Origin of the sequence: Zobellia laminariae, from assembly GCF_030553095.1 — a bacterium.
In the GTDB taxonomy this organism is placed as follows: Bacteria; Bacteroidota; Bacteroidia; order Flavobacteriales; family Flavobacteriaceae; genus Zobellia; species Zobellia laminariae.
This window is the reverse complement of record NZ_CP130738.1, coordinates 4,318,994-4,339,703: the sequence shown is the minus strand read 5'-3', so window position 1 is coordinate 4,339,703 and position 20,710 is coordinate 4,318,994. Positions and strand designations below refer to the sequence as shown.

General features: G+C 36.7%; 26 protein-coding genes. 17 read left to right on the top strand and 9 right to left on the bottom strand.

The annotated features are described in order from the left end of the window. The first annotated feature begins 47 nt into the window (after positions 1-47). The 4 genes from Q5W13_RS20955 to Q5W13_RS20940 are packed head-to-tail and all read left to right on the top strand — an operon-like array spanning position 48 to position 2,025. Positions 48-863 (top strand): M4 family metallopeptidase, encoded by an 816-nt coding sequence (locus Q5W13_RS20955; RefSeq protein ID WP_304444378.1) that lies wholly within the window; start codon positions 48-50, stop codon positions 861-863. Beyond that, positions 797-1,063, top strand: a complete 267-nt coding sequence (locus Q5W13_RS20950) for a M4 family metallopeptidase (RefSeq protein WP_304444377.1) — start codon at positions 797-799, stop codon at positions 1,061-1,063. The genes Q5W13_RS20955 and Q5W13_RS20950 overlap by 67 nt, the downstream gene beginning before the upstream one ends. Next, positions 1,063-1,329 (top strand): hypothetical protein, encoded by a 267-nt coding sequence (locus Q5W13_RS20945; protein WP_304444376.1) that lies wholly within the window; start codon positions 1,063-1,065, stop codon positions 1,327-1,329. Before Q5W13_RS20950 ends, Q5W13_RS20945 begins: the two co-directional genes overlap by 1 nt. Before the next feature lie 24 nt (positions 1,330-1,353). Continuing rightward, positions 1,354-2,025: a haloacid dehalogenase type II gene (locus Q5W13_RS20940; RefSeq protein ID WP_304444375.1), complete on the top strand. Its 672-nt coding sequence runs from the start codon at positions 1,354-1,356 to the stop codon at positions 2,023-2,025. Here the strand turns inward: Q5W13_RS20940 and Q5W13_RS20935 are convergent. Continuing rightward, positions 2,022-2,165 carry a hypothetical protein gene (locus Q5W13_RS20935; protein ID WP_162857250.1) on the bottom strand — a complete coding sequence of 48 codons (144 nt, stop codon included), beginning with the start codon at positions 2,163-2,165 and terminating at the stop codon, positions 2,022-2,024. The two genes, Q5W13_RS20940 and Q5W13_RS20935, sit on opposite strands and share 4 nt — an antisense overlap. A gap of 269 nt (positions 2,166-2,434) precedes the next feature. After that, positions 2,435-3,061, bottom strand: a complete 627-nt coding sequence (locus Q5W13_RS20930) for a GntR family transcriptional regulator (protein WP_304444374.1) — start codon at positions 3,059-3,061, stop codon at positions 2,435-2,437. A gap of 207 nt (positions 3,062-3,268) precedes the next feature. On the opposite strand from Q5W13_RS20930, the gene Q5W13_RS20925 reads away from it, so the two are divergent. Continuing rightward, complete coding sequence (locus Q5W13_RS20925; protein ID WP_304444373.1) at positions 3,269-4,021, top strand: hypothetical protein; 753 nt, start codon at positions 3,269-3,271, stop codon at positions 4,019-4,021. Positions 4,022-4,182: 161 nt separating this feature from the next. Here the strand turns inward: Q5W13_RS20925 and Q5W13_RS20920 are convergent, their stop codons facing one another. Continuing rightward, on the bottom strand, positions 4,183-5,649 hold the full coding sequence (locus Q5W13_RS20920) for a c-type cytochrome (protein WP_304444372.1): 1,467 nt from the start codon (positions 5,647-5,649) through the stop codon (positions 4,183-4,185). A 410-nt stretch (positions 5,650-6,059) separates the two neighbouring features. Here Q5W13_RS20920 and Q5W13_RS20915 point away from each other — a divergent pair, with 410 nt between their 5' ends. Together Q5W13_RS20915 and Q5W13_RS20910 are read left to right on the top strand one after the other, a co-directional pair. Continuing rightward, positions 6,060-6,515 (top strand): cold-shock protein, encoded by a 456-nt coding sequence (locus Q5W13_RS20915; protein WP_155596504.1) that lies wholly within the window; start codon positions 6,060-6,062, stop codon positions 6,513-6,515. 74 nt (positions 6,516-6,589) lie between these two features. Next, positions 6,590-7,273: a 3-keto-disaccharide hydrolase gene (locus Q5W13_RS20910; protein ID WP_304444371.1), complete on the top strand. Its 684-nt coding sequence runs from the start codon at positions 6,590-6,592 to the stop codon at positions 7,271-7,273. A gap of 16 nt (positions 7,274-7,289) precedes the next feature. Here the strand turns inward: Q5W13_RS20910 and Q5W13_RS20905 are convergent, their stop codons facing one another. Continuing rightward, complete coding sequence (locus Q5W13_RS20905) at positions 7,290-7,883, bottom strand: pseudouridine synthase (protein WP_304444370.1); 594 nt, start codon at positions 7,881-7,883, stop codon at positions 7,290-7,292. A gap of 147 nt (positions 7,884-8,030) precedes the next feature. On the opposite strand from Q5W13_RS20905, the gene Q5W13_RS20900 reads away from it, so the two are divergent. From Q5W13_RS20900 to Q5W13_RS20865, 8 genes are all read left to right on the top strand, one after another. After that, entirely contained in the window at positions 8,031-8,660 is a 630-nt protein-coding gene (locus Q5W13_RS20900; RefSeq protein ID WP_304444369.1) for an SDR family oxidoreductase, read from the top strand. Positions 8,661-8,796: 136 nt separating this feature from the next. Further along, positions 8,797-9,657 (top strand): sugar phosphate isomerase/epimerase family protein, encoded by an 861-nt coding sequence (locus tag Q5W13_RS20895; RefSeq protein WP_304444368.1) that lies wholly within the window; start codon positions 8,797-8,799, stop codon positions 9,655-9,657. 12 nt (positions 9,658-9,669) lie between these two features. Then, on the top strand, positions 9,670-10,872 hold the full coding sequence (locus Q5W13_RS20890; RefSeq protein WP_304444367.1) for a PQQ-dependent sugar dehydrogenase: 1,203 nt from the start codon (positions 9,670-9,672) through the stop codon (positions 10,870-10,872). A 56-nt stretch (positions 10,873-10,928) separates the two neighbouring features. After that, on the top strand, positions 10,929-11,429 hold the full coding sequence (locus tag Q5W13_RS20885; protein WP_304444366.1) for a YdbT family protein: 501 nt from the start codon (positions 10,929-10,931) through the stop codon (positions 11,427-11,429). 84 nt (positions 11,430-11,513) lie between these two features. Further along, complete coding sequence (locus Q5W13_RS20880; protein ID WP_304444365.1) at positions 11,514-12,008, top strand: GNAT family N-acetyltransferase; 495 nt, start codon at positions 11,514-11,516, stop codon at positions 12,006-12,008. 65 nt (positions 12,009-12,073) lie between these two features. Continuing rightward, positions 12,074-12,874, top strand: coding sequence for an alpha/beta fold hydrolase (locus Q5W13_RS20875; RefSeq protein WP_304444364.1), 801 nt, complete (start codon positions 12,074-12,076; stop codon positions 12,872-12,874). Positions 12,875-12,913: 39 nt separating this feature from the next. After that, positions 12,914-13,369 (top strand): sigma-70 family RNA polymerase sigma factor, encoded by a 456-nt coding sequence (locus Q5W13_RS20870; RefSeq protein WP_304444363.1) that lies wholly within the window; start codon positions 12,914-12,916, stop codon positions 13,367-13,369. Positions 13,370-13,505: 136 nt separating this feature from the next. Beyond that, entirely contained in the window at positions 13,506-14,390 is an 885-nt protein-coding gene (locus tag Q5W13_RS20865; protein WP_304444362.1) for a PhzF family phenazine biosynthesis protein, read from the top strand. Positions 14,391-14,539: 149 nt separating this feature from the next. On the opposite strand, the gene Q5W13_RS20860 is transcribed toward Q5W13_RS20865, so the two are convergent. Further along, entirely contained in the window at positions 14,540-15,538 is a 999-nt protein-coding gene (locus Q5W13_RS20860; RefSeq protein ID WP_304444361.1) for a hypothetical protein, read from the bottom strand. A gap of 311 nt (positions 15,539-15,849) precedes the next feature. Between Q5W13_RS20860 and Q5W13_RS20855 the strand changes: the two genes are divergently transcribed. Both Q5W13_RS20855 and Q5W13_RS20850 read left to right on the top strand, forming a co-directional pair. Continuing rightward, positions 15,850-16,413, top strand: coding sequence for a Crp/Fnr family transcriptional regulator (locus Q5W13_RS20855; RefSeq protein ID WP_304444360.1), 564 nt, complete (start codon positions 15,850-15,852; stop codon positions 16,411-16,413). Between the two features lie 255 nt (positions 16,414-16,668). Next, complete coding sequence (locus Q5W13_RS20850) at positions 16,669-17,058, top strand: RidA family protein (RefSeq protein ID WP_304444359.1); 390 nt, start codon at positions 16,669-16,671, stop codon at positions 17,056-17,058. 88 nt (positions 17,059-17,146) lie between these two features. Here Q5W13_RS20850 and Q5W13_RS20845 read toward each other — a convergent pair whose 3' ends face one another. From Q5W13_RS20845 to Q5W13_RS20830, 4 genes are read right to left on the bottom strand one after another with little or no spacing between them, the layout of a single operon-like run. Further along, entirely contained in the window at positions 17,147-17,824 is a 678-nt protein-coding gene (locus Q5W13_RS20845; protein WP_304444358.1) for a type 1 glutamine amidotransferase domain-containing protein, read from the bottom strand. 24 nt (positions 17,825-17,848) lie between these two features. Further along, a complete protein-coding gene (locus Q5W13_RS20840) occupies positions 17,849-19,009 on the bottom strand; it encodes an iron-containing alcohol dehydrogenase (protein WP_304446559.1) in 1,161 nt (386 codons plus the stop codon). A 28-nt stretch (positions 19,010-19,037) separates the two neighbouring features. Next, positions 19,038-20,033 carry an NADP-dependent oxidoreductase gene (locus tag Q5W13_RS20835; protein ID WP_304444357.1) on the bottom strand — a complete coding sequence of 332 codons (996 nt, stop codon included), beginning with the start codon at positions 20,031-20,033 and terminating at the stop codon, positions 19,038-19,040. Positions 20,034-20,051: 18 nt separating this feature from the next. Next, positions 20,052-20,684, bottom strand: a complete 633-nt coding sequence (locus Q5W13_RS20830; RefSeq protein ID WP_304444356.1) for a nitroreductase family protein — start codon at positions 20,682-20,684, stop codon at positions 20,052-20,054. Between the last annotated feature and the right edge of the window lie 26 nt (positions 20,685-20,710).

The following is a 20,710-nucleotide window of genomic DNA, read 5'->3' as shown; positions in this document are numbered from 1 at the left end:
CTCTTAAAACATGCGAAATTACATCGCAAACCCTAAATTCTATTTCTATGTGCACAAAAGCCCATTGCTATATAATTCCACCGTACTTACTTGAGAAATTAGCTAAACATGGCAACCGAAGTTGTAAAAGAGCTTTGAACGATACAGGAAGAATTGCGGAACGTAGACGCAGTAGCCTAAACAATCTGTTGTTGCGTAACCAAGCAGAAGGGAGTGGGGAGCGTTTCGTATACGATTCTCAGAATCAATTTGAGCAGCGTATGAAGCTCGTTAGACAAGAAGGTCAAGAGCCTGTAGAGGATGAAAGTGTGAATAACGCATATGATACTTCGGGCTTTGTTCGCAAATATTTTCAGGAGACTTTTGGATTGAATTCCATTGATGGAAACGGACTTGATATTATATCCAACGTGCATTATGGAGAAGCATACAACAATGCGTATTGGGATGGTGATGAAATGACATATGGTGATGGTGACGGTAAAGAATTTACAGATTTTGCCAGCGCTATAGATGTTGTTGCTCATGAACTTGTACATGGTGTAACCCAGTTTTTTGCTAATCTGGAATACCAAAGTCAGCCCGGCGCACTTAACGAGCATTTTTCTGATGTATTCGGTACGATTATCAAACAAAAATACTTGGGGCAAGATATTGCTGATGCCGATTGGTTGATTGGAGATAGCGTGGTAACCGAAGAATTTCCGGGCGTTGCTATACGTTCCATGAAAGCACTTATGGTACCGCAAATGATTTTGATACGCAGCCAGACCATATGGATAATTATTACAACGGAATGGGAGACAATAGTGTACATATCAATTCAGGGATACCTAATAAGGCTTTTTATCTGTGCTGCTTAGAAATTGGTATTGATGACTGTGCATTGATATGGTTTGAGACTCTAAAGGCGCTTTGGCGTACGTCTGACTTTAATGATATGGTAGAAACTTTGGTAAGTACCGCACAACAGTTAATTTCAGAAGATAAAGTAGCTCACAATGCTGTAGAAGCTATCAGCATGAGTTTCTCTCAAGTAGGTCTAACTCCAATTGTTGTATAATGAAATACGATATTAACATAGAAGGTGGTTTTACGGCGATTCCCAAGCGTTTTGAGGGAGAAGTAAAGCTTGGTAAAGAAGAGGAAAAAGAAATGCTTGAGGCAGTTAGCGTTAAACGCGAAGATAACAGTCAACTGCGTGACGGTTTTACCTATACTGTAAAGTTTACGGATGAAGATGGAATTTATGAATCACAATTTAATGAGTCTAATCTACCTAAGAAAATTAGACATTTCATAACCGATATTCAAAAGGGAAATAACTGAACTGCAAGTAAAACACAGAACAAAATGAATAAACCTGAGCTACTTATTTTTGACATTAACGAAACACTTTTGAATCTAGACCCTTTGGCTTCTGCTATAAACAAGGCATTAGATTCAAAACATGCTTTTTCATTGTGGTTCAGGACTTTACTTCATTACTCCTTAGTTGAAACTTTAACTGGTAATTACGAAGATTTTAGCGCAATAGGAAAGGCTACGCTGAAAATGACAATGCAAAAATTCGATAAAAATTTGTCGGAAGATACTTTGGATTCAATCTTAGGGAATATTAAGAAATTACCTCCACATGATGATGTAAAAGAAGGTCTAAAACTTTTGAAAGACGCAGGTGTCAAATTGGTTGCTCTTTCTAATAGCAATGAGAATTTGTTAAAAGAACAATTGCAGTTTGCAGGTATCGCTTCTTATTTTGATGCTATAATGTCTGTGGAAGTGGTTGCTAGTTACAAGCCTGACGCGTCTCCTTATAAAGCCGTTCTTGGTAAAATGAGTGCATCAGCAGAAAGCACCATGATGGTTGCCGCTCATGGGTGGGATATTTTGGGAGCCAAACGTGCAGGATTACGAACCGCATTTGTTGCACGGGAAGGTCACGCTATTTATCCGTTAGACGGAGCGCCAGAACTAATAGGCAAAACTATTCTAGAAGTTGCCCAAACAATTTTGAAAAACTAGTCCCTAACTAGCTCTTCTTTTTTGCCTAGACTACCGTAATCTTGAAAAATACCACAAGAGTGTTCTTTCTTGATCAAAGATTTTTCTGCTTGCTTTTTCTTTCTAGCCAAAACTTCTATTTGAGGAGATAAGTAACCCATGTCTTTTTGTTTTTAGGTATCGTTAAAACGCCTTTAATTTAAAATTGTTGTTTGTCTTTTCGGTTTTTAGTCGAAATACAATTCAAATGTAAATCTGTAATTTGAATTCAGATATGACTTTACAAAAACTTTGTGATTTGTTGACCTATGTATTGATAATGAACAACATATAAGTCTTCAATGGTTTACTTAAAAAGGCTGAAGATAATTTTGTAATTAAGTCAAAATGCCTAATTAAAAGACGGGAATTAAGATTTTTGTTGATGAATCTATAATACTACAAGTTGCTTTTCTATATAGCTTTTTACCAACATTAAATTCATTTTTAGAACTAATGCGGCGGAAGGAATATTATCATCCTCAATAGCGGAAATTATAGCATCATGCTGATCATTGGAGTTGTAATGAAAGGAATCGTTGGACATAAAAGCACGTTCATAGAAGAAAACCCTAGTTTTTAAATCTTTAAGTATTTGTTGGAACACAGGGTTCTTGTAATTACAGGTTAGTAATCTATGAAACTCCATATAGGCATTCACGCGTTCCAAAGCATCTTCGGCATTTGCAATGAGGTCTCTTTGTTTTTTTAGTTTGGAGATTGAAGATTCGTTAAACGTAGATTCCTCTAGTGCCAAAACTTCTAAATGGGCAACAAGCTCGTAAAGGTTTTTGGCCTCGTCTGGATTAACGGCTGCAATTACAAAGCCGCGGTTGGGAATAGCTCGTATAATGTGGGATTGTTGTAGCTGCGTTAAAGCCTCCCGAATAGGAGTTACGCTTACTTTTAGCTTTCTAGACAATGCAGCAAGATTAATGCCTTGTCCATATTGTAAATCACCTTTTTGCATTTGTCTTAAAAGATGCTCTCGTACTTTATCACGTAGTATAATACTCATTCCCATATGGTAAATATATGGTATCGTATACGATTTTTCAGTTCTTTTAATTAATTATTTTCTTTAAGTTTAGAAGGAATTATAGGAAATCATAGATTAAAATTTTACCATCTGTATAGGTTTTGTTACCGTTCATCCAAATAACGTACTGAACTATAATATACTGCACCATTCTCCGTTTTTGCACGATAACCTTAAATCTTAAATATGACTTCCTATTTTAAACTTATTAGACCTTACGTTTTTGTTGGTGCATTTTCGCTGTTAGCTTTTAGTTGTTCCGATGATGTCGATGAAATTTTGGATATGGGTCAAGAACAAGAAGAGGAGCAAGAACAAAAATTAGTAGTTGAACAGACAGAGTTAGCTGCTATTTTTGATTTGGATGATATGTCTAGTGCTGCAGATGGTATGATTAGTGGAATTTACGGCGATCGGAATTCAGCAAATTCGGGAAAAGATGAAACATGCTATACGGCAGTTTATACGGAAAAAGGGTTTTCCGCAACTTTTGATAACTGTACATCAGCGGCCAATGATTATTTAATGAACGGGTCAATAGAGGTTGTGTACGGTGGTGAAGAAGATTCTCATGATTATACGGTATCCTATAGTGATTTTTCTGTTGGTGGAATTAAACTGAATGGGGAAAGGTCAGTAGGGATCTCTGTTGAGGAGTCTATAAACGGATATGATTTAGTTTTTGATGTAGGTGTGGATATGGATGTAGTTTTGGAGGATGGTCGTGAACTTTCTGAAGAAGGAGAAAAGAACTATAGATTTGTTTCACCGGATTCTGGTGAAGGTTTTGTTTTACAAATGAACGGTGAATGGACGGTAACTTCTGATGATGATACTTATAACATTGACATTGCAAATGTGTTAAAAGCAGAGTCATCTTGCGATTATATAGGAAAAGGCCTAATGGAACTTTCTAAACGGATTAACAGTAGATGTTGATTTTGGTGATGGTTCTTGTGATGATATTGCGGATCTAATTTATCCTGATGGCACTAAAGAAGTTATCTCACTTAAAAAAGAATAAAGAAATTTTTAGTTAAAAAAAGCCCTTATCCAAACAGGATAAGGGCTTTTTTTAGATTTTATTTAAGTGAAAAACATTATAAAGTTTTTACATACTCCAGTAAAGCTAGACGCTGCTCATCGGTTAATTTATCACCAAAAGTATGTCCACCGTTTCCATATCCCTTTAAGGTGGTATCATAGGTTTCTTTATCTATTTTGGAAACTTCTTCGGTATAATTCCAACCTATACTTTCTTTGTCATAATCGGTACTGTTAAAACTTCTGCTCCAGTATGCGGGTCGTTTTGAGCTATCCAACACTTCGGCTATAGTCGCCACCGAGCCATTATGAAAGTAAGGTGCAGTTGCCCATACACCATCTAGAGGAGGAGCGATATATCCACCTTCGGCATTGAATTCTAAACCAGCGGCTCCTGTTCCGAACCAGCCGGTATTAAACCAGTCTAGAAAATAATCGTTAACATCAGATGGTGTTGTGTAAAGGTCCGAAAGCGCAGCATCCGTACCAATAGTTTTAAGTGCTACAAGAAGGTTTGGATATTCTTCATTCTCACCATAAGAACCATGACATTTTACACAATTCTCTTCAAAAACAGGTTTACCTTCAGCTGCTAAATCGGCATCAATTTCAAAAGGATAGGCCGGCGCTTCTATGCTATAGATATAAGCAAGTATGTCTGGCATTTTTGGGTCTAATTCTTCGGCTTTTGTTTGGTCGTCCAATGTTAATAGGGCAGACCCTATGAAAGATTTACAAAAATCTTTACGTCCTATTCCGTGATAAAACAAAGCATTTTTCTTCTTCAGCAACCACCATGCGGGTACATCTGTAGGAATAACTTCATCACTTACATTTACATAAGGTGAGTCCGTCCATTCTAGTGAATTCTTGTCTCTGTGAGCAGCTAACACCCGTGTGATTTTATCAGCAGGATTAGCTCCTCTGGTTTCGGTAAGTGTTTTAGGGCCAATGGCTTCTATACTTTTTCTAAACTGATCATAAGCTTCCCATTCATCACTTTCTTGTCCCCCATAAAGCAAAGAAACACCTGCACTGACCAAACCAATGTTGTCTGCTCTATTTATAGTGAAATCTGCTGCGTGATTGCCTAACCCTACTACAAACTCATCGTTTATAAAACCTGCATGGCAAGACATGCAATTGGGAGAAACTATTCTAACTCCATTTGCGGCGTTAACCGCGGTATATTCATAAGCAATATTGGCATTGTCTCCGGTACGTTGTAGTAAGTTTGTGTTGTCTCCTCCAGAACCTTGTACAAATGCATCGTAAGGCACTCCGGAACTCATATAATTTCCGGTAATTAAAAATTCGTATCCTTTATCGGCATCACCAAGTCTTTGTGGAGATGCTGGTATGGCATTTACCTCTATAATTTCGTCAGGTTCTAGTTCTGGCTGTGGAGTAGGAGTTTCTTCATCCGGATTGGGTACAGATTCATATTCGGTGCTATCACTAGAACAAGCATAGCCTAAAAATAATAGGCCAATTAATACAAGAATGTTTAAGTGTTTTTTCAAAATATAAAGTTTTATTCGCCTGCAGGAGAACGATATGGCTCGGGCGAAAGATAGTAATAAAGGTGATTAAAGTTATTTATACCACTCAAAAAAATGAAAGTTATAAGAACATAAAAATTGCTTTTGAGGACTAATCAACGTGCAGATTTATATATTTCATTTTCAAAATATGACATCTTTCAGCTCGTAATTTAAAGAAGATACGGAATTACTCAGAAAAAAGGAGTTAAACCTTGTGGTATTTCCTTTATGTTAATCCTTATAAAACGTTGACAGTTATATTTTTATGTGTAAAAAATGGATTTATCCTAACCTTCTGTATTTCTGTAATTTCTCGCGTTTAAAATGCAAATAAAAACAAAATAATTTCTTACCTTATCCTCCTAATTTTAAAACAAGAAAAATAGCGCATGGCTAAATCGCAGCAAACCTATAATAAGACTGAAAAAGAGAAGAAACGTTTGAAAAAACGTGAAGAGAAACAGAAGAAAAAAAATGCACGTAAAGTCGCTTCAAAAGAAAATGACGAAGGGATTCCTTTCGCATATGTTGACTTTAACGGTAACCTAGTAGATACTCCGCCAGATCCATCACAAAAGGTTCAGGTAGATGCTGAAGATATTGTTTTAGGTATTCCAAAAAGAGAAGAGGGAGACCAAGAAGAGTTTGATCCAGTTCGTAACGGTAAAGTGTCTTATTTTGATTTCTCTAAAGGTTTCGGTTTTATTATCGATTCTGAGAATCAAGAAAAATACTTTGTACACGTAAGTGGCCTTATCGATGAGATTAACGAGAACGATAAAGTTTCTTTTGAACTAGAAAAAGGTATGAAGGGCATGAATGCCGTTCGTGTTAAGAAAATATAGCAAGACTACTGCTATTTAATTTTCGAATTGTATCAAATTAAATAGGACATAGCACTTGTCCGTTTTCTTTATCTATGAAAAAATTCATTTTAGTTTTTTCAGTGGCACTTATCGCCCTATGCTCATGTAAGCCAACGGCCAAAAGCCTGTTTAATGGCAAAGACCTTAACGGTTGGCATATAGATGTTCCGGCAATGGACAGTACAGATGCAAGAAATCCCTTTATTATAAGAAATGGCATGTTGGTTAGCTTAGGCACACCAGCAGGCCATATTATTACAGATGCCTCCTACGAAGACTTTCGTTTGGATGTAGAATACCGGTTTGCCGGCGAGCCCGGCAATTGTGGTGTTTTGGTTTTTGCTTCTACACCACGCTCCCTTTACAAAATGTTTCCAAAATCTATTGAAGTTCAAATGATGCATGAAAATGCAGGGGACTTTTGGTGCATTGTTGAGGATATTACCGTAGATGATATGGTAGAACGCCGCGGACCTAAAGAGGAATGGGGCATTACCGAAGGCAAAAAACGTAGAATCCTAAATCTGACCGACGACTCTGAAAAACCTTTAGGTGAGTGGAACCATATGGTTATTGAGTGTCTAAAGAATGAAATAAAAGTTTGGGTAAACGGTGACTTAGTAAATCATGGTTATGATGCTACAGCGCAAACAGGACAAATTGCATTACAGGCCGAAGGCTCTGAAGTTGAGTTTCGTAAAGTAGAGCTTCTTGCTATTAGTAAGCTAACAGAGTAATTTTTAGTTTACTAAATTATTCCAAATTCAATTCTGCAGGTAAATTCGGGAAATCAATCACGTCAGACGGATTCATTCCTTGAAGTGTTATCGATCCTATTCTAACCCGTACCAAACGTAATGTAGGGAAACCTACAACGGCCGTCATTTTGCGCACTTGTCTAAACTTTCCTTCTGTTAAAGTAACCGACAACCAAGAGTTTGGCCTATGAGTACCTACGCGCAGCAAATGATGTGGTTCAGGAAAATTCGGTTCTTCCTTCATAAGTTTAGCTTGGCAAGGTTTGGTCATATACTTTTTTCCTTCAAAACCAATTTCAACTCCTTTTTGTAATTTTTCAATGGCTTCGGGGGTAATGACACCATCCAATTGGGCGTAATATTCTTTTTCAATTCCCGAGCGGTTAATGGTGTCGCTTAGTTTTCCATCGGTAGTCATTAAAAGGAGCCCTTCAGACTTTAAATCTAATCGTCCTATGGCCATTACGTCATCATCAAAAGGATATAGCTCACTTATAAAACGCTTGGACCGTTTTTCCTTTAGGTTATTGGAACCCATTTGACTTATGAATCCAAAGGGTTTGTATATTTTAAAATGTTGATGGGCCATTCAAAAAAAATTATGACACAAAGGTAAGTCAATACCTTGGATAGGGTTTGCATTCACCAACAATGCTTCTGAGTCAAAAATGAATCATTCTGCATCAAGTGATAAAGGTAGTATCATCTAAATTTGTAGTAACTAAAAAATGATGAAATGGAAAATGTATTAGTAGCTGGTGCCAATGGTACCACAGGAAAAAAAATAGTAACACTTTTAAATCAATCTCAATATTTCACTCCTATAGCAATGGTTCGTAAAGAATCTCAAAAAGAGCAATTTGAGAAAGATAATATCACTACCGTTATGGGTGATTTGGAAAAAGATATATCGCACACCGTAAAAAATATAGATAAGGTAATTTTTGCAGCTGGTTCTGGCGGAAAGAAAGTAAAAGAAGTAGACCAAGAAGGCGCTAAAAAAATGGTAGATGCAGCAAAATCTGGCCATTTAAAGAAATTTGTAATGTTAAGCTCTATGGGAGCTGACAACCCAGAGCAGGCAAGCGACTTAAAGGATTACTTGAAGGCCAAACATAATGCAGATGTCTATCTAAAAGATAGTAATCTAACCTACGCGATAGTGCGTCCAGGTTCTTTGACGAATGATAAGGGAACAGGGAAAATTAAAGCAGCATCTAGTTTAGAGAAATCGGGATCTATCAGTAGAGATGATGTAGCGCAGACTTTAGTGCGTGCGTTGCATGATGATGCCGTAAAAAATACCACTTTTGAGATTTTGGAAGGGGAAACTTTAATTGGTGAGGCTATAGATTCAGTTTCATAAACTGTAGATATTTTCGTTCGTACCAAAAGATTGTAATATATTAGGGTTTGCTTTTAAGCAAGCCCTTTTTTTTGTCCAATTTTTGAAACTTCCGTTAGGATATATGCATAGAAGAGATTTTATAAAACAGAGTAGTATGGCTTCGGCAGCAACCCTATTGCCAGTTACGGGTTTTTCCTTAGACAAGAAGCCAAAGTTTAAAATGGGATTGCAACTTTTTACCATTCGTGATGCCATGAAAGCGAACCCGTTGGGGAGCCTTAAAAAGGCAAAAGCAATGGGTTATCAAGACCTAGAAATTTATGGTTTTGACCCTGAGAACATCGGATATTATGGATACAAGGCAAAAGAGTTCAAAATGATACTAGATGACCTAAATCTTACGACCACAAGTGGTCATTACGATTTTTCGTCTTATTTTAATAAGCCAGATGAAGAGCTTAAAAAATACTTGGATGCCTGTATAGAAGGAGCTCGTATTCTTAACAAACCTTATATTACTTGGCCTTGGTTATCACCTGAGTTCCGGACTATTGAAAATTATAAAGTGCTTAGCGAAAAACTGAATTGGATCGCGGAGCAGGTAAATTCCGCTGGACTTGGTTTTGCATATCACAATCATGATTTTGAATTTACGGACCATAGCGGTCAAATTGGTTATGATATCATTCTAAAAGAAACCGACCCTAAATTGGTAAAACTACAGATGGATATGTATTGGGTGATGCACTCCTCAAAAAAGACACCACAGGAACTTATTACGGAACAGCCTGGGCGCTACGTCATGTGGCACATTAAAGATATGGATAAGGTTACCCGAGATTATACTGAGTTGGGTAACGGTTCAATCGATTATGTAGAAATACTTTCTCAAATAGATACAGATGCTTTGCAGTATTATTATATAGAACAAGGAAGCAATTTTGCTCAAGATTCCATGAAAAGTATAGCGGATAGTGCAGAATTCTTCAAGAAAAATTTAAGACAATATCTCTAATAAAATAAACAGATGAAAAACTATACACTAAAGACATTTTTGATTGCAATGACGCTTGTGGGTTTTACCGCCTGTAATGAAAAGAAGCAAAAGGTTGAAGAAAAGGAACCGATGGTTACCTATGATGAACCAGAATCTAAATTACCCATTGAAGGACTGAAATTACCAAACGGATTTAAAATTGAGGTTTTTGCGGATAGTATAGATGGCGCACGTTCCATGGCTATGGGTGACGATGGAACTTTGTTCGTGGGAACTCGAAATGAAAAGAAAATTTATGCCATTCAGGATCGTGATAAAGATTTTAAAGCGGATAGAGTAATTGAACTTGATACCACATTAGAGTCGCCTAATGGTTTAGCTTTCAGAAATGGTTCGCTGTATGTGGCAGATGTAAGCAAGCTTTTTAGATATGATAATATTGAAGCGAATTTGGATAGCGTACCAGAGCGAACAGTAATTTATGATGATTTTCCAGAGCCATTTCACCATGGGTGGAAATACATAGCTTTCGGTCCTGATGATAAACTATACGTTCCCGTAGGCGCACCTTGTAATATTTGCGACTCTACGGCAGTAGATGAGCGTTTTGCTACTATTTCCCGTATGGACCCAGACGGAAGCAATCGTGAGATTTATGCAAGGGGAGTTCGTAATACTGTAGGTTTTGATTGGCACCCAGAGACCAAAGAAATGTATTTTACGGATAACGGTAGAGATATGATGGGTGATGATATTCCTCCTTGTGAGTTGAACCGAGTTACGGAAGCTGACCAACATTTTGGTTTTCCATTTTGCCATGGTGGGACTATTCCAGATCCTGAATTTGGTAGCCAACGCCCATGTTCGGATTTTGTAGCGCCTGTTCAAACCTTAGATGCGCATGTGGCTCCCTTGGGAATGAAGTTTTACACAGGAGATATGTTTCCGGAAAAATATAAGCAGTATGCCTTTATAGCGGAACATGGATCTTGGAACCGTTCTAAAAAGTCTGGGTATAAAATTTCTTTGGTGAAAATAGAAAATAATGAAGCTGTGTCTTATGAAACTTTTATAGAAGGTTGGTTAGATCAGGAAAGCCAAGAAGCTTTTGGAAGACCTGTAGATATATTGCTACTTAAAGATGGCTCGCTTTTAATTTCTGATGATTTTGGTGATGCTATTTATCGTGTGACTTATGATGATGGGGAAAGCCAAGTGGCGAGTGTGGAGTAGGTGGTTAATTAAAACTTTATTGTACGTGCTAATATAGCTCAACAATTCTAATTGATTTGAAAAGTAGTCCAAAACATATAGTAAAGCAAAATTTATTGTTTCCCATTGGGTTACTGGTTTTTGTTTCAGCTATTATATTTGGATTTATAGTATTTACTTATGAATTGGAGGTACCTCTTGTGATTAAGTTTATTTTTATTGGAATCCCATTGGTTGTATTTGTCTTCCACTTTTTACAACGTATGTTTTCATGGGAGCTAATACTCTACGAAAATATTATTGAAATCAGCAAACCTTTTGGACTGGATAAAAATAGTCGAAGGAAAATTAATTATGGAGAAATAAGAGAAGTTGATTTTTTACAAGGGCGTAAGCTGTTGAGCAGTATGAAAATCAACACCAATTTTGGAAAACAATACAATGTGCTATTGGATAATAATTTTAACGAAATTTCAAAAATGTTGTTTTTTCTAGAAAATTCTGGAGTAACTGTTAAGCTCAATTGTGACAACAGAATTAAGAGAAAACTAAAAAAGTTAAGGAAAAAAAATGTTTAGAAAATGGTTTGAAATAATAGGGAAAGACTCACTGCTAAAAGTTGACATCTTCATATAAACTGTAAGCCAAAATCCCATTCAAATATGAAAATAACCACAAGCACGCTCAATGATATTCCTGAAATATTTAGGCTGTATAAATTAGCTACGGACTTTCAAAAAGTAAAATTCCCTGACAATCAATGGCCTGAATTTGAAAAGGACCTTATAACCACGGAAGTTCTTGAAAACCGACAATTTAAGCTGTCAATTGACGATAAAATAGCTTGTGTTTGGGCCATAACTTATAGTGACCCTCAAATTTGGGAAGAGAAAGATAATGGCTCATCTATCTACATTCACCGTATAGCCACCAATCCTGAGTTTAGGGGAAAGAATTTTGTACAAGCCATTGTAGCTTGGTCTAAAGACTTCGCCGCAAAGGAGAACAAACAGTACGTTAGAATGGATACCTGTGGCAAGAATGATAAGCTAATCAATCATTATATAAACTGTGGTTTTGATTTCTTGGGCATGAAGAAATTAAAAAATACTTCAGATTTGCCATCTCACTATCATAACGCAGGTGTGTTTTTTTGAAATCGATTTAAAGTAAAACAAAAGAGTTGTACATACCAGTAGATTTATCCTTCAAACGAAACCAAATGAAACAAAGCGCAAACCATATCCTCATTTTGTTAACCCTTTTTATTTCTATTTCTGCCTTTGCACAGGATTCCGTTTTTTCGGAATACGAGGTAAAAGAATTTGCTTTTCAAGGGCATGAGACCAAGGTGGTTTTTCCGAACAAAGCGAACTCCAATAACTATTGGATTTGGAGAGCTCGCTTTTGGGGTGCTGAGCCACAAGTAGATAAAGCTCTTTTAGAAAAAGGTTTTCATGTGGTGTATGTGGATGTCGCCAACTTATTCGGGAATGATGAAGCGGTGCAGCTATGGAATGACTTTTATAAATTTTGTGTTTTGGAATACGGACTTAATCAGAAAGTAGTATTAGAAGGATTGAGCCGTGGCGGATTAATTATTTATAATTGGGCGTCACAAAATACAGATAAGGTTTTCAGCATTTATGCAGATGCTCCCGTATGTGATATTAAGAGTTGGCCAGGAGGAATGTTCAGCGGAGAGGGAAGTCCCAAAGCTTGGGAACTTTGTTTAGCGGCTTATGGGTTGGACTCCGTTTCGGTTAAAAGGTTTGAGGGAATACCTATTAATACGAGTATAAAAGTTGCTAAAGCAGGTATTCCTGTAATTCACGTTTATGGAGATTCAGATGTTGTTGTTCCTTTAGAGGAAAATACGGCATTACTCAAAGAAAACTTTGAAAAAGCGGGAGGCACCATAGAACTTATCGGTAAAGAAGGAGTGGGTCACCATCCTCATAGTTTGGAAGATCCTACGCCCATTGTAGACTTTATTTTGAAAAGTGTAAATTATACGGAATAACGGGTGTTACTACTTGCGTCCGGTTAAAAAAACAAAATCTTGAAAACTGAAATCAATATCATTTGGGAAGACCTCAATGAAGAACTTTTTAAGTTTATTTCAGGGAAGATTAAAGATGAGCATCTAGCCAAAGATATTCATCAAGAAGTTTTTATCAAGATTCAAACAAATATCCATCAGCTTAAACACACTTCTAAGATTACCTCATGGGTGTATCAAATTACAAGAAATACCATCATTGATCACTTCCGCAAAGCGAAAAATCAAAATGTAGCCATAGGTGATTTAGATATTCCTGAAACAGAGAGCAACAATTTTGAATATGCGAATTTAACCAACTGCATCAATTCAAAAATAGATAGTCTTTCCGCGGAACATAAGGAAGCAATTGTTTTGACTTCTTTTAAAAACTATTCTCAAAAGGAACTTGCTCAACATCTAAAAATCTCTTATTCGGGAACAAAATCCAGAGTTCAAAAAGCCAGGAAATTTTGAAAGATAACATTTTGGATTGCCCCAATGTTGACTCCGATAGTTCTGGAAAAATAATCGATTTTGAAAATAACGAAGATTAGCTACGTCTTTTTCCATTTCATTACGTCTATAAGTTGTAACCCAATACATAGATACAATGGAGACTTCAAAAAAGAAAATAACCGTACAGATTCTTAATGCCTTTGCCGAAAATGGAAAAGGAGGAAACCCAGCAGGAGTAGTGCTAAATGCCGATGAACTTACTGGAGAGAATAAACTAGAAATTGCCAGAAAAGTAGGCCTGTCAGAAACCGCATTCGTTTCAAAATCTAAAACAGAAGATTTTAAGTTAGACTTCTTTACGCCTAACAAACAAATAGCCCATTGCGGACATGCCACAGTAGCTACGTTTTCCTATTTAAAACAGATAGGCGCGTTAAAGAGCAGTAGTTCTTCCAAAGAAACCATTGATGGAAAACGAAAAATAGAGCTGATTGGAGACCTAGCTTTTATGGAACAATTGGCTCCAAAATATACAGACGTTAGTCATAGGGAAGGTGCTATTTTAAAATCCCTAGGATTAAGTAAAGCTGACCTCTTGCCGAATGCGCCAATAAAATTAGTGAACACGGGAAACTCGTTTATACTAATTCCGGTAAGGAGCAAAGAGATACTAAAAAGCATAGTCCCAGATTTAAATCTTATAGCCGAAGTCAGCAGAGAATTTGATTTGATTGGGTATTACGTGTTTTCAACTGACACGGAAAGTACAGCATATGACGCTACTTCAAGAATGTTCGCTCCCAGTTATGGAATTGAAGAAGAAGCGGGAACAGGAATGGCTGCCGGGCCGCTTGCCGGTTATCTGTTTGACGTTTTGAAAATGGAGCAGCGCAGTTTTAGAATCCAACAAGGAAAATATATGAAAGAGCCTTCGCCCAGCTTAATTGTGGTAAATCTACAGATTGAAAAAGGCAAGATAAGGGGGTTGATGGCTGGTGGAGTAGGGTTGCTTCAACGTGAAATAGAGATTGATATTTAATAATAAACCACCTTACACTAGAAATGTAAGGTGGTTTAATTGTAAACACTCCAAAGTTTTACTCGTTAGTCGAGATTAAATACTCCAAGGTTTGCCTCGAAATCAAAGTGTATTCTTTTTAATGCCTCATGGGCTTGCCTAAAGGTAGTTTACTTCGTTGTTATTTCGCCCATCTGGATGACTTCAAAATTGTTTAGGGTGACATTTCTTAATGCTCTCAGGTCGTCATTATCCCAGTTTTCATCTGGTGCACCGGATATGAACATGTTTGACCCGACATCTGCCAATATCAACCCGTATTTTTTCATGGCTTGTAGAATTATTTTATTTGTTTCAGAAAAATCACTGGTATCGAATGTTGACTTAAGTCTTAAAACGGCTCCAAAAGGTAATAATTGATCATTTGTATTGCCAGAAACTAAATGACGTGCCGGATGTATATACCCCTCATAGATTTTAGATCTAGGAATGGTAAACCTAATGGGATGGTCTATTTCTCCTTTTTCAATTTCACTATACCTAACCAATAAAGGGAAAATTGGTAAACCCGCCGCATCTGCTGATGTCCATCCATCTGGCCTAAAGGTATTTTCATTTAAATCAAATACAGCTGCACTAGACACTTCAAAACCAGTACCAACTTGTTTTGAATTGAATAATTCATACAACATACCGTTTTCTACATCTACAGAAATAACATGACTATCTCCTTTTCCATTACCTTCTATTGGTGCATCTAGGGGAATAGGAAAAGGCCCCTTATCACTTTCCGAAGGATAACCGTTTTCACTAAAAGTAATAGGCACATTTTGTTGGCTACCATCAACTACAGTATAAGGTATACCAATGGGAGCATCATTGTATAGACCACTACCAAAATCAGGAAAAAGCCCAGAATTTAAACCTATATTTTCTAGTATGATATCTGAATGTGAATCTACAAGGCTATTGGTAACTTCTTTATTTAATGGATGATTTGATGGAAAAATCTGAATATTTTCCGCACTAGACAGTTCAACTGATTCGCTAGATAGTTCATTTGATTCATTATCATCAGGTAGAATAGTATCTGACTCCGAAGAACAAGAAGTAGAAAGTATTACTATTGGTACAATAAAAAGACGTTTTAGGTTAAGTAAATTTATCATGATTATGGGTTTTATGTACTACAATGAATATGTGGTAATTGTTAATAAGGCAACGAGAGATGCAAATGCGATTTTGCCAACTAAAAGTCTTTCTCCTTGAATATAACTGGTGATGACGTTAGTTGAAAACTGTTTTCCTTACTCATTATTGTTATATGATTCAAATAAATAGGGTAAGCAAAATGTATTTATCCATTATTGTATAGAACTTCTAGAGACCTTATATTTTTTGGCGGTCTATTTTACAGAAATCTATTTATAAAAGTTCGTAAATTTTCAGTACAAAAAAGCATAGCACAAAAAATTATTAAATGAGTAATCAGCTTAGAAAACATATAGAGGAAGTAGTTGCTTTAAGTGATGATGAATATACCTTTGTCCTGTCTCATTTCTCAAAAGAAGCTTATGGTAAGAGTGATTTTCTGATTCAAAAAGGAGAATCTGTAAATCATTGCTACTATGTAATCTCCGGACTTTTAAAATTGGTTTATGATGATACAAATGGAAAGGAACATATAACTTCCTTTGCTATGGAAAATTGGTGGGAAAGTGATTTTGCCGCTTTTTTTACCCAAACAAAGGCTCAGATGTCATTGCAATGCATTGAGGAAACTCATGTGCTTAGCATTAGTTTAAATAATTATAACAAACTGGCCGCTGACTTTACTAAAATGGAATACTTCTTTTTGAAGAAATCCAACGCGGGTCATATAGCTTCCCAGAGAAGAATTTTATCCTTTTTAACTTCAAGTGCCAAGGAAAGGTATGAACAACTCTTGGAACAATATCCAATACTATTTCAACGAGTTCCTAAAATGCTTTTGGCTTCCTACTTGGGCGTATCCCGGGAAACACTCAGTAGGCTTTCCCATTAAATATTTTACTCAATAATCGAGATTAAATGCTCCAGGATTACCTCGAAATCAAACTGTATTCCTTTTAATACTTCGTGGGCTTGCCCCGAGTTAGTTTATTTTTTTTCATAATTGTGATGTTTGTCACACAATAGAGAGTACCAAAGTTCAAATCTTTGTAAGACACTTAATAATTGATTGGTTGACTTATAAAAAAGGAATTTTAGTAATGGCGTTAGTGACCGTACGTCAGTATCCGCACAACATCAAAATCAAATGAAAAAAAGAATAATTAACCCTTGGAAATGGCAAAACGAAAGAAGTTATGTACAAGCTGTTGAAGTGACCAATACACAAGGAGCACTTTATATATCCGGCCAGACCGCAATTGATGCAGATGGAAAATCTAGCGCGGAGGATATGAAGCCGCAGTTGATAAAGGCAATTGAAAATCTAGAAAAGGTTATAGAAGAAGCCGGTTACGAATGTAGAAATATAGTGAGGTTAAACGTTTTCACGACATCTACCGAAGAGTTTTTTAGCTGCTTTGATGTGTTTCAAAATTGGACAAAGGAGAATAACGTGCAACAAGCCAGTACGGTCATAGAAGTGAAAGGTTTATTTGAAACTCTGAAAATTGAATTGGAAGCGACCGTAGTTAAATAGGGCTGGAAGAGCTCCATAAGGAAGATATAAAACAAAAAAAAGCTTACCGGAAACCGGTAAGCTTTCTTACTAATTGGGGGATATGCAATTAGTTTAAACTAGCCAGAAGTTTCTTGGCTACTAATTCTGATGATGCAGGATTTTGCCCTGTAATTAAGTTGCCATCTTGTAAAGCGTATGCAGCCCAATCTTCACCTTTGGAGTAAATACCTCCATTTTCTTTCAATGCATTCTCAACTAAGAAAGGAACAACATCTGTAAGTTGAACTGCATCTTCTTCTGTATTTGTAAATCCGGTTACTTTTTTACCTTTCACCAAGAATTCTCCGTCTTGTCCTTTTACGCTTTTTAAAGCAGCAGGAGCGTGACATACAAAAGCAATAGGTTTTTTCTGTTCATTGAATTTTTCAATCAATGCTATAGAATTGGCATCAGTTGCTAAATCCCACAACGGACCGTGTCCACCAGGATAGAAAACCGCATCAAAATCATCAGCATTCATATCGGCCAATACTTTGGTGTTTTTGATTTTTTTCTGCGCTACAGCATCTTTTTCAAAACGCTCTGTATCTGCAGTACTTGCATCCGGAGTGTTACTACTAGGATCTATTGGGGCAGCGCCACCTTTTGGAGTTGCCAAAGTAATATCAGCACCTTTGTCCAATAATGTATAATATGGATTAGCGAATTCTTCTACCCAAAATCCAGTTTTTTTACCTGTATCTCCCAATTTATCATGAGAGGTTAAAACGAATAATATTTTCATCTTTTTAAGTTTTTTAAATTATTATTAATAAGCCATTTTCACAATCTTCTCAGCATCCTGAGGTGTTAAGGCTTGGCGCTCGCCAAGGCCTTTCCAACCACGATCGGTAAAACGTTGTGCAATTTTTTCAGCCGTACCTTCATAATCAGAAGTGTAGTCAGAAAGTTTGGTGTCAATACCCAATTCTTTAAAGAAAGCTTCAGTTCTTTCAATAGCAGCATACGCTTTATCATCAACACTACCTTCGGTAATATTCCAAACACGTTCGCCATATTGAGCCAATTTTTCTTTCTTCGTCTCAAAGTTATATTTGTAATGACTTGGTGCCACTACTGCTAAAGTTCTTGCGTGATCAATTCCGTACATTGCCGTAAGCTCGTGGCCCATCATATGTACAGCCCAATCTCCAGGAACACCTTGTTGAATAAGTCCGTTTAGTGCCATAGTACAGCTCCACATAAAGTTGGCTGCAGCTTCATAATCACTAGGGTCCTTAATTACTCTAGGAGCAATCTCAATAAGGGTCTGTAGAATACCTTCGGCAAAACGGTCTTGTAAAAGTCCGCCTGCAGGGTATGTCATGTATTGTTCAAGAACGTGTGTAAACGCATCCGTAATACCATTTACCAATTGTCTTTCTGGAATAGAAGTAATTACCTGAGGGTCTAATACCGAAAACTGTGGGAATAGGGCAGGACCTCCAAAAGCTAACTTCTCTTGAGTTTCTTTTCTAGAGATAACCGTTCCCGAGTTCATTTCTGAACCTGTTGCCGGTAAAGTTAAAACTGTTCCAAAAGGCATTCCTTTTTTAATAGGTTCTCTTTTTTTAACAAAATCCCATGGCTCGTCACCTTCATACACTGCAGCAGCAGATAAAAATTTAGTTCCGTCAATAACCGAACCACCACCAACTGCTAGTAGGTATGTAATATTCTCTTCTTTAATAACCTTTAGGGCGTCCATAAGAACAGCATATTCCGGGTTGGCAGGTATACCACCAAACTCAACTACATTAGCATTTGCTAAAGCTGCTTTTACTTGGTCGTATACACCATTCTTTTTAATACTTCCGCCGCCATAAAGCATTAATACTTTAGCGTCAGAAAGTATTTCTTCTGTTATTTTCTTGATTGTATCTTTCCCAAATATAATTTTGGTAGGATTCTTAAATTCAAAATTCGTCATAGTTCCTTTTCTTTTTTTGTATCGGTCATTAAATTTTAACGACCATTTTTCCTTTGTTTTTTCCATCGAATAAATCGATAAAAGCTTGAGGGATATTTTCAAATCCTTCAACAACGGTTTCACTATAGGTTAATTTACCTTCAGCCAACCAAGTAGATAATTGTTTCATAGCTTCAGGGAATTTCTCACTGTAGTTTGAAACAATAAACCCTTGCATTAGTGCGCTATTCTTAACTAAAAATGGTTGAACACTAACACTCTTAGGTAGCTCAGTATTGTTATATACTGAAATAGCACCACAAATAATCATTCTTGCAAAGTGATTGATATTGAACAACACTGCATCCGAAATAGGACCGCCAACGTTATCAAAATAAATATCAACTCCGTTTGGTGCTGCTTTTGCAATAGCGGCCGTCATATCTTCAGTAGTATTATAGTTGATGCCCTCATCAAATCCGAATTTTGATTTTAGCAACTCTACTTTTTCATCGCTACCGGCAATACCAATAACACGAAGACCAAGTATTTTTCCTATTTGGCCAACTACACTACCTACAGCACCAGCGGCACCAGAAACTACTAAAGTTTCTCCTTTTTTAGGCTTACCTATTTCATTAAGTCCTAAGTAAGCGGTTAAACCTGTCATACCTAAAATACCTAAATATGCACTTAGAGGCGCTTTTTCACCATCAACTTTTGTAAGACCTTCACCATTGGAAACTTGTTGCGTGCTCCAATTAAGCATACCTGCAAGGTAGTCGCCATTGCTATATTCCTTGTGCTTAGATGCGATAACTTTTGCCACTATACCTGAATGAACAGGTTTGTTCAATTCAAAAGGAGCTACATACGATTTAGCATCGCTCATTCTTCCTCTTAAGTAAGGGTCTACAGAAACGTAAGTCGTTTCCAAAAGCAACTCACCATCTTTAATTTCTAAAGGCGAATCATTTTCTACAAATTCAAAATCAGAGACCGAAGGTTTTCCCTTAGGTCTATTTTTTAATAATATAGTTTTCATAGTATTTCCTTTTTGTAATTAGTCCATTACGGTTACTAAGTCTTCAGTGCTTTTTCTCACTTTAACTAAATTTGCCAACCAATCTTCTTCTGTTTTTCTATAACCAATAGGCAACAATACGCAGCTACGTAAACCTTTTGCTCTTAAACCAAGAATTTCATCTACTGCATCTGGATCAAATCCTTCCATTGGTGTTGAATCTACGCCTTCAAAAGCAGCAGCGGTAAGAGCTTCTGCAAATGCAATATATGCTTGTCTAGCGGCATGTTGAAAGTTTACCTCTGGATCACGCTGTGGGTACATACCCAATAATTGTTGTCTGTAATTTTCCCAACCTTCATTTTTGAAACCACGGATTTCATTAGTTAGGTCAAACATTTTATTAATACGCTCTTCAGTATAGTTATCCCAAGCAGCGAAAACCAATAAATGAGAAGAATCTGTTACTACAGACTGGTTCCAAGCTACAGGTTTTATTTTTTCCTTTAATTCTTGATTGGTTACAACTATAATTTCAAAAGGCTGTAATCCACTAGAAGTAGGGGCTAGGCGAGCGGCTTCTAAAATAATGTCCACTTTATCTTGTGGTACAGTTTTACCGTTCATTGCTTTAGTAGCATATCTCCATTTTAATTTATCAAGTAATTCCATTTCTATTTGTTGTTTAAGATGATGTA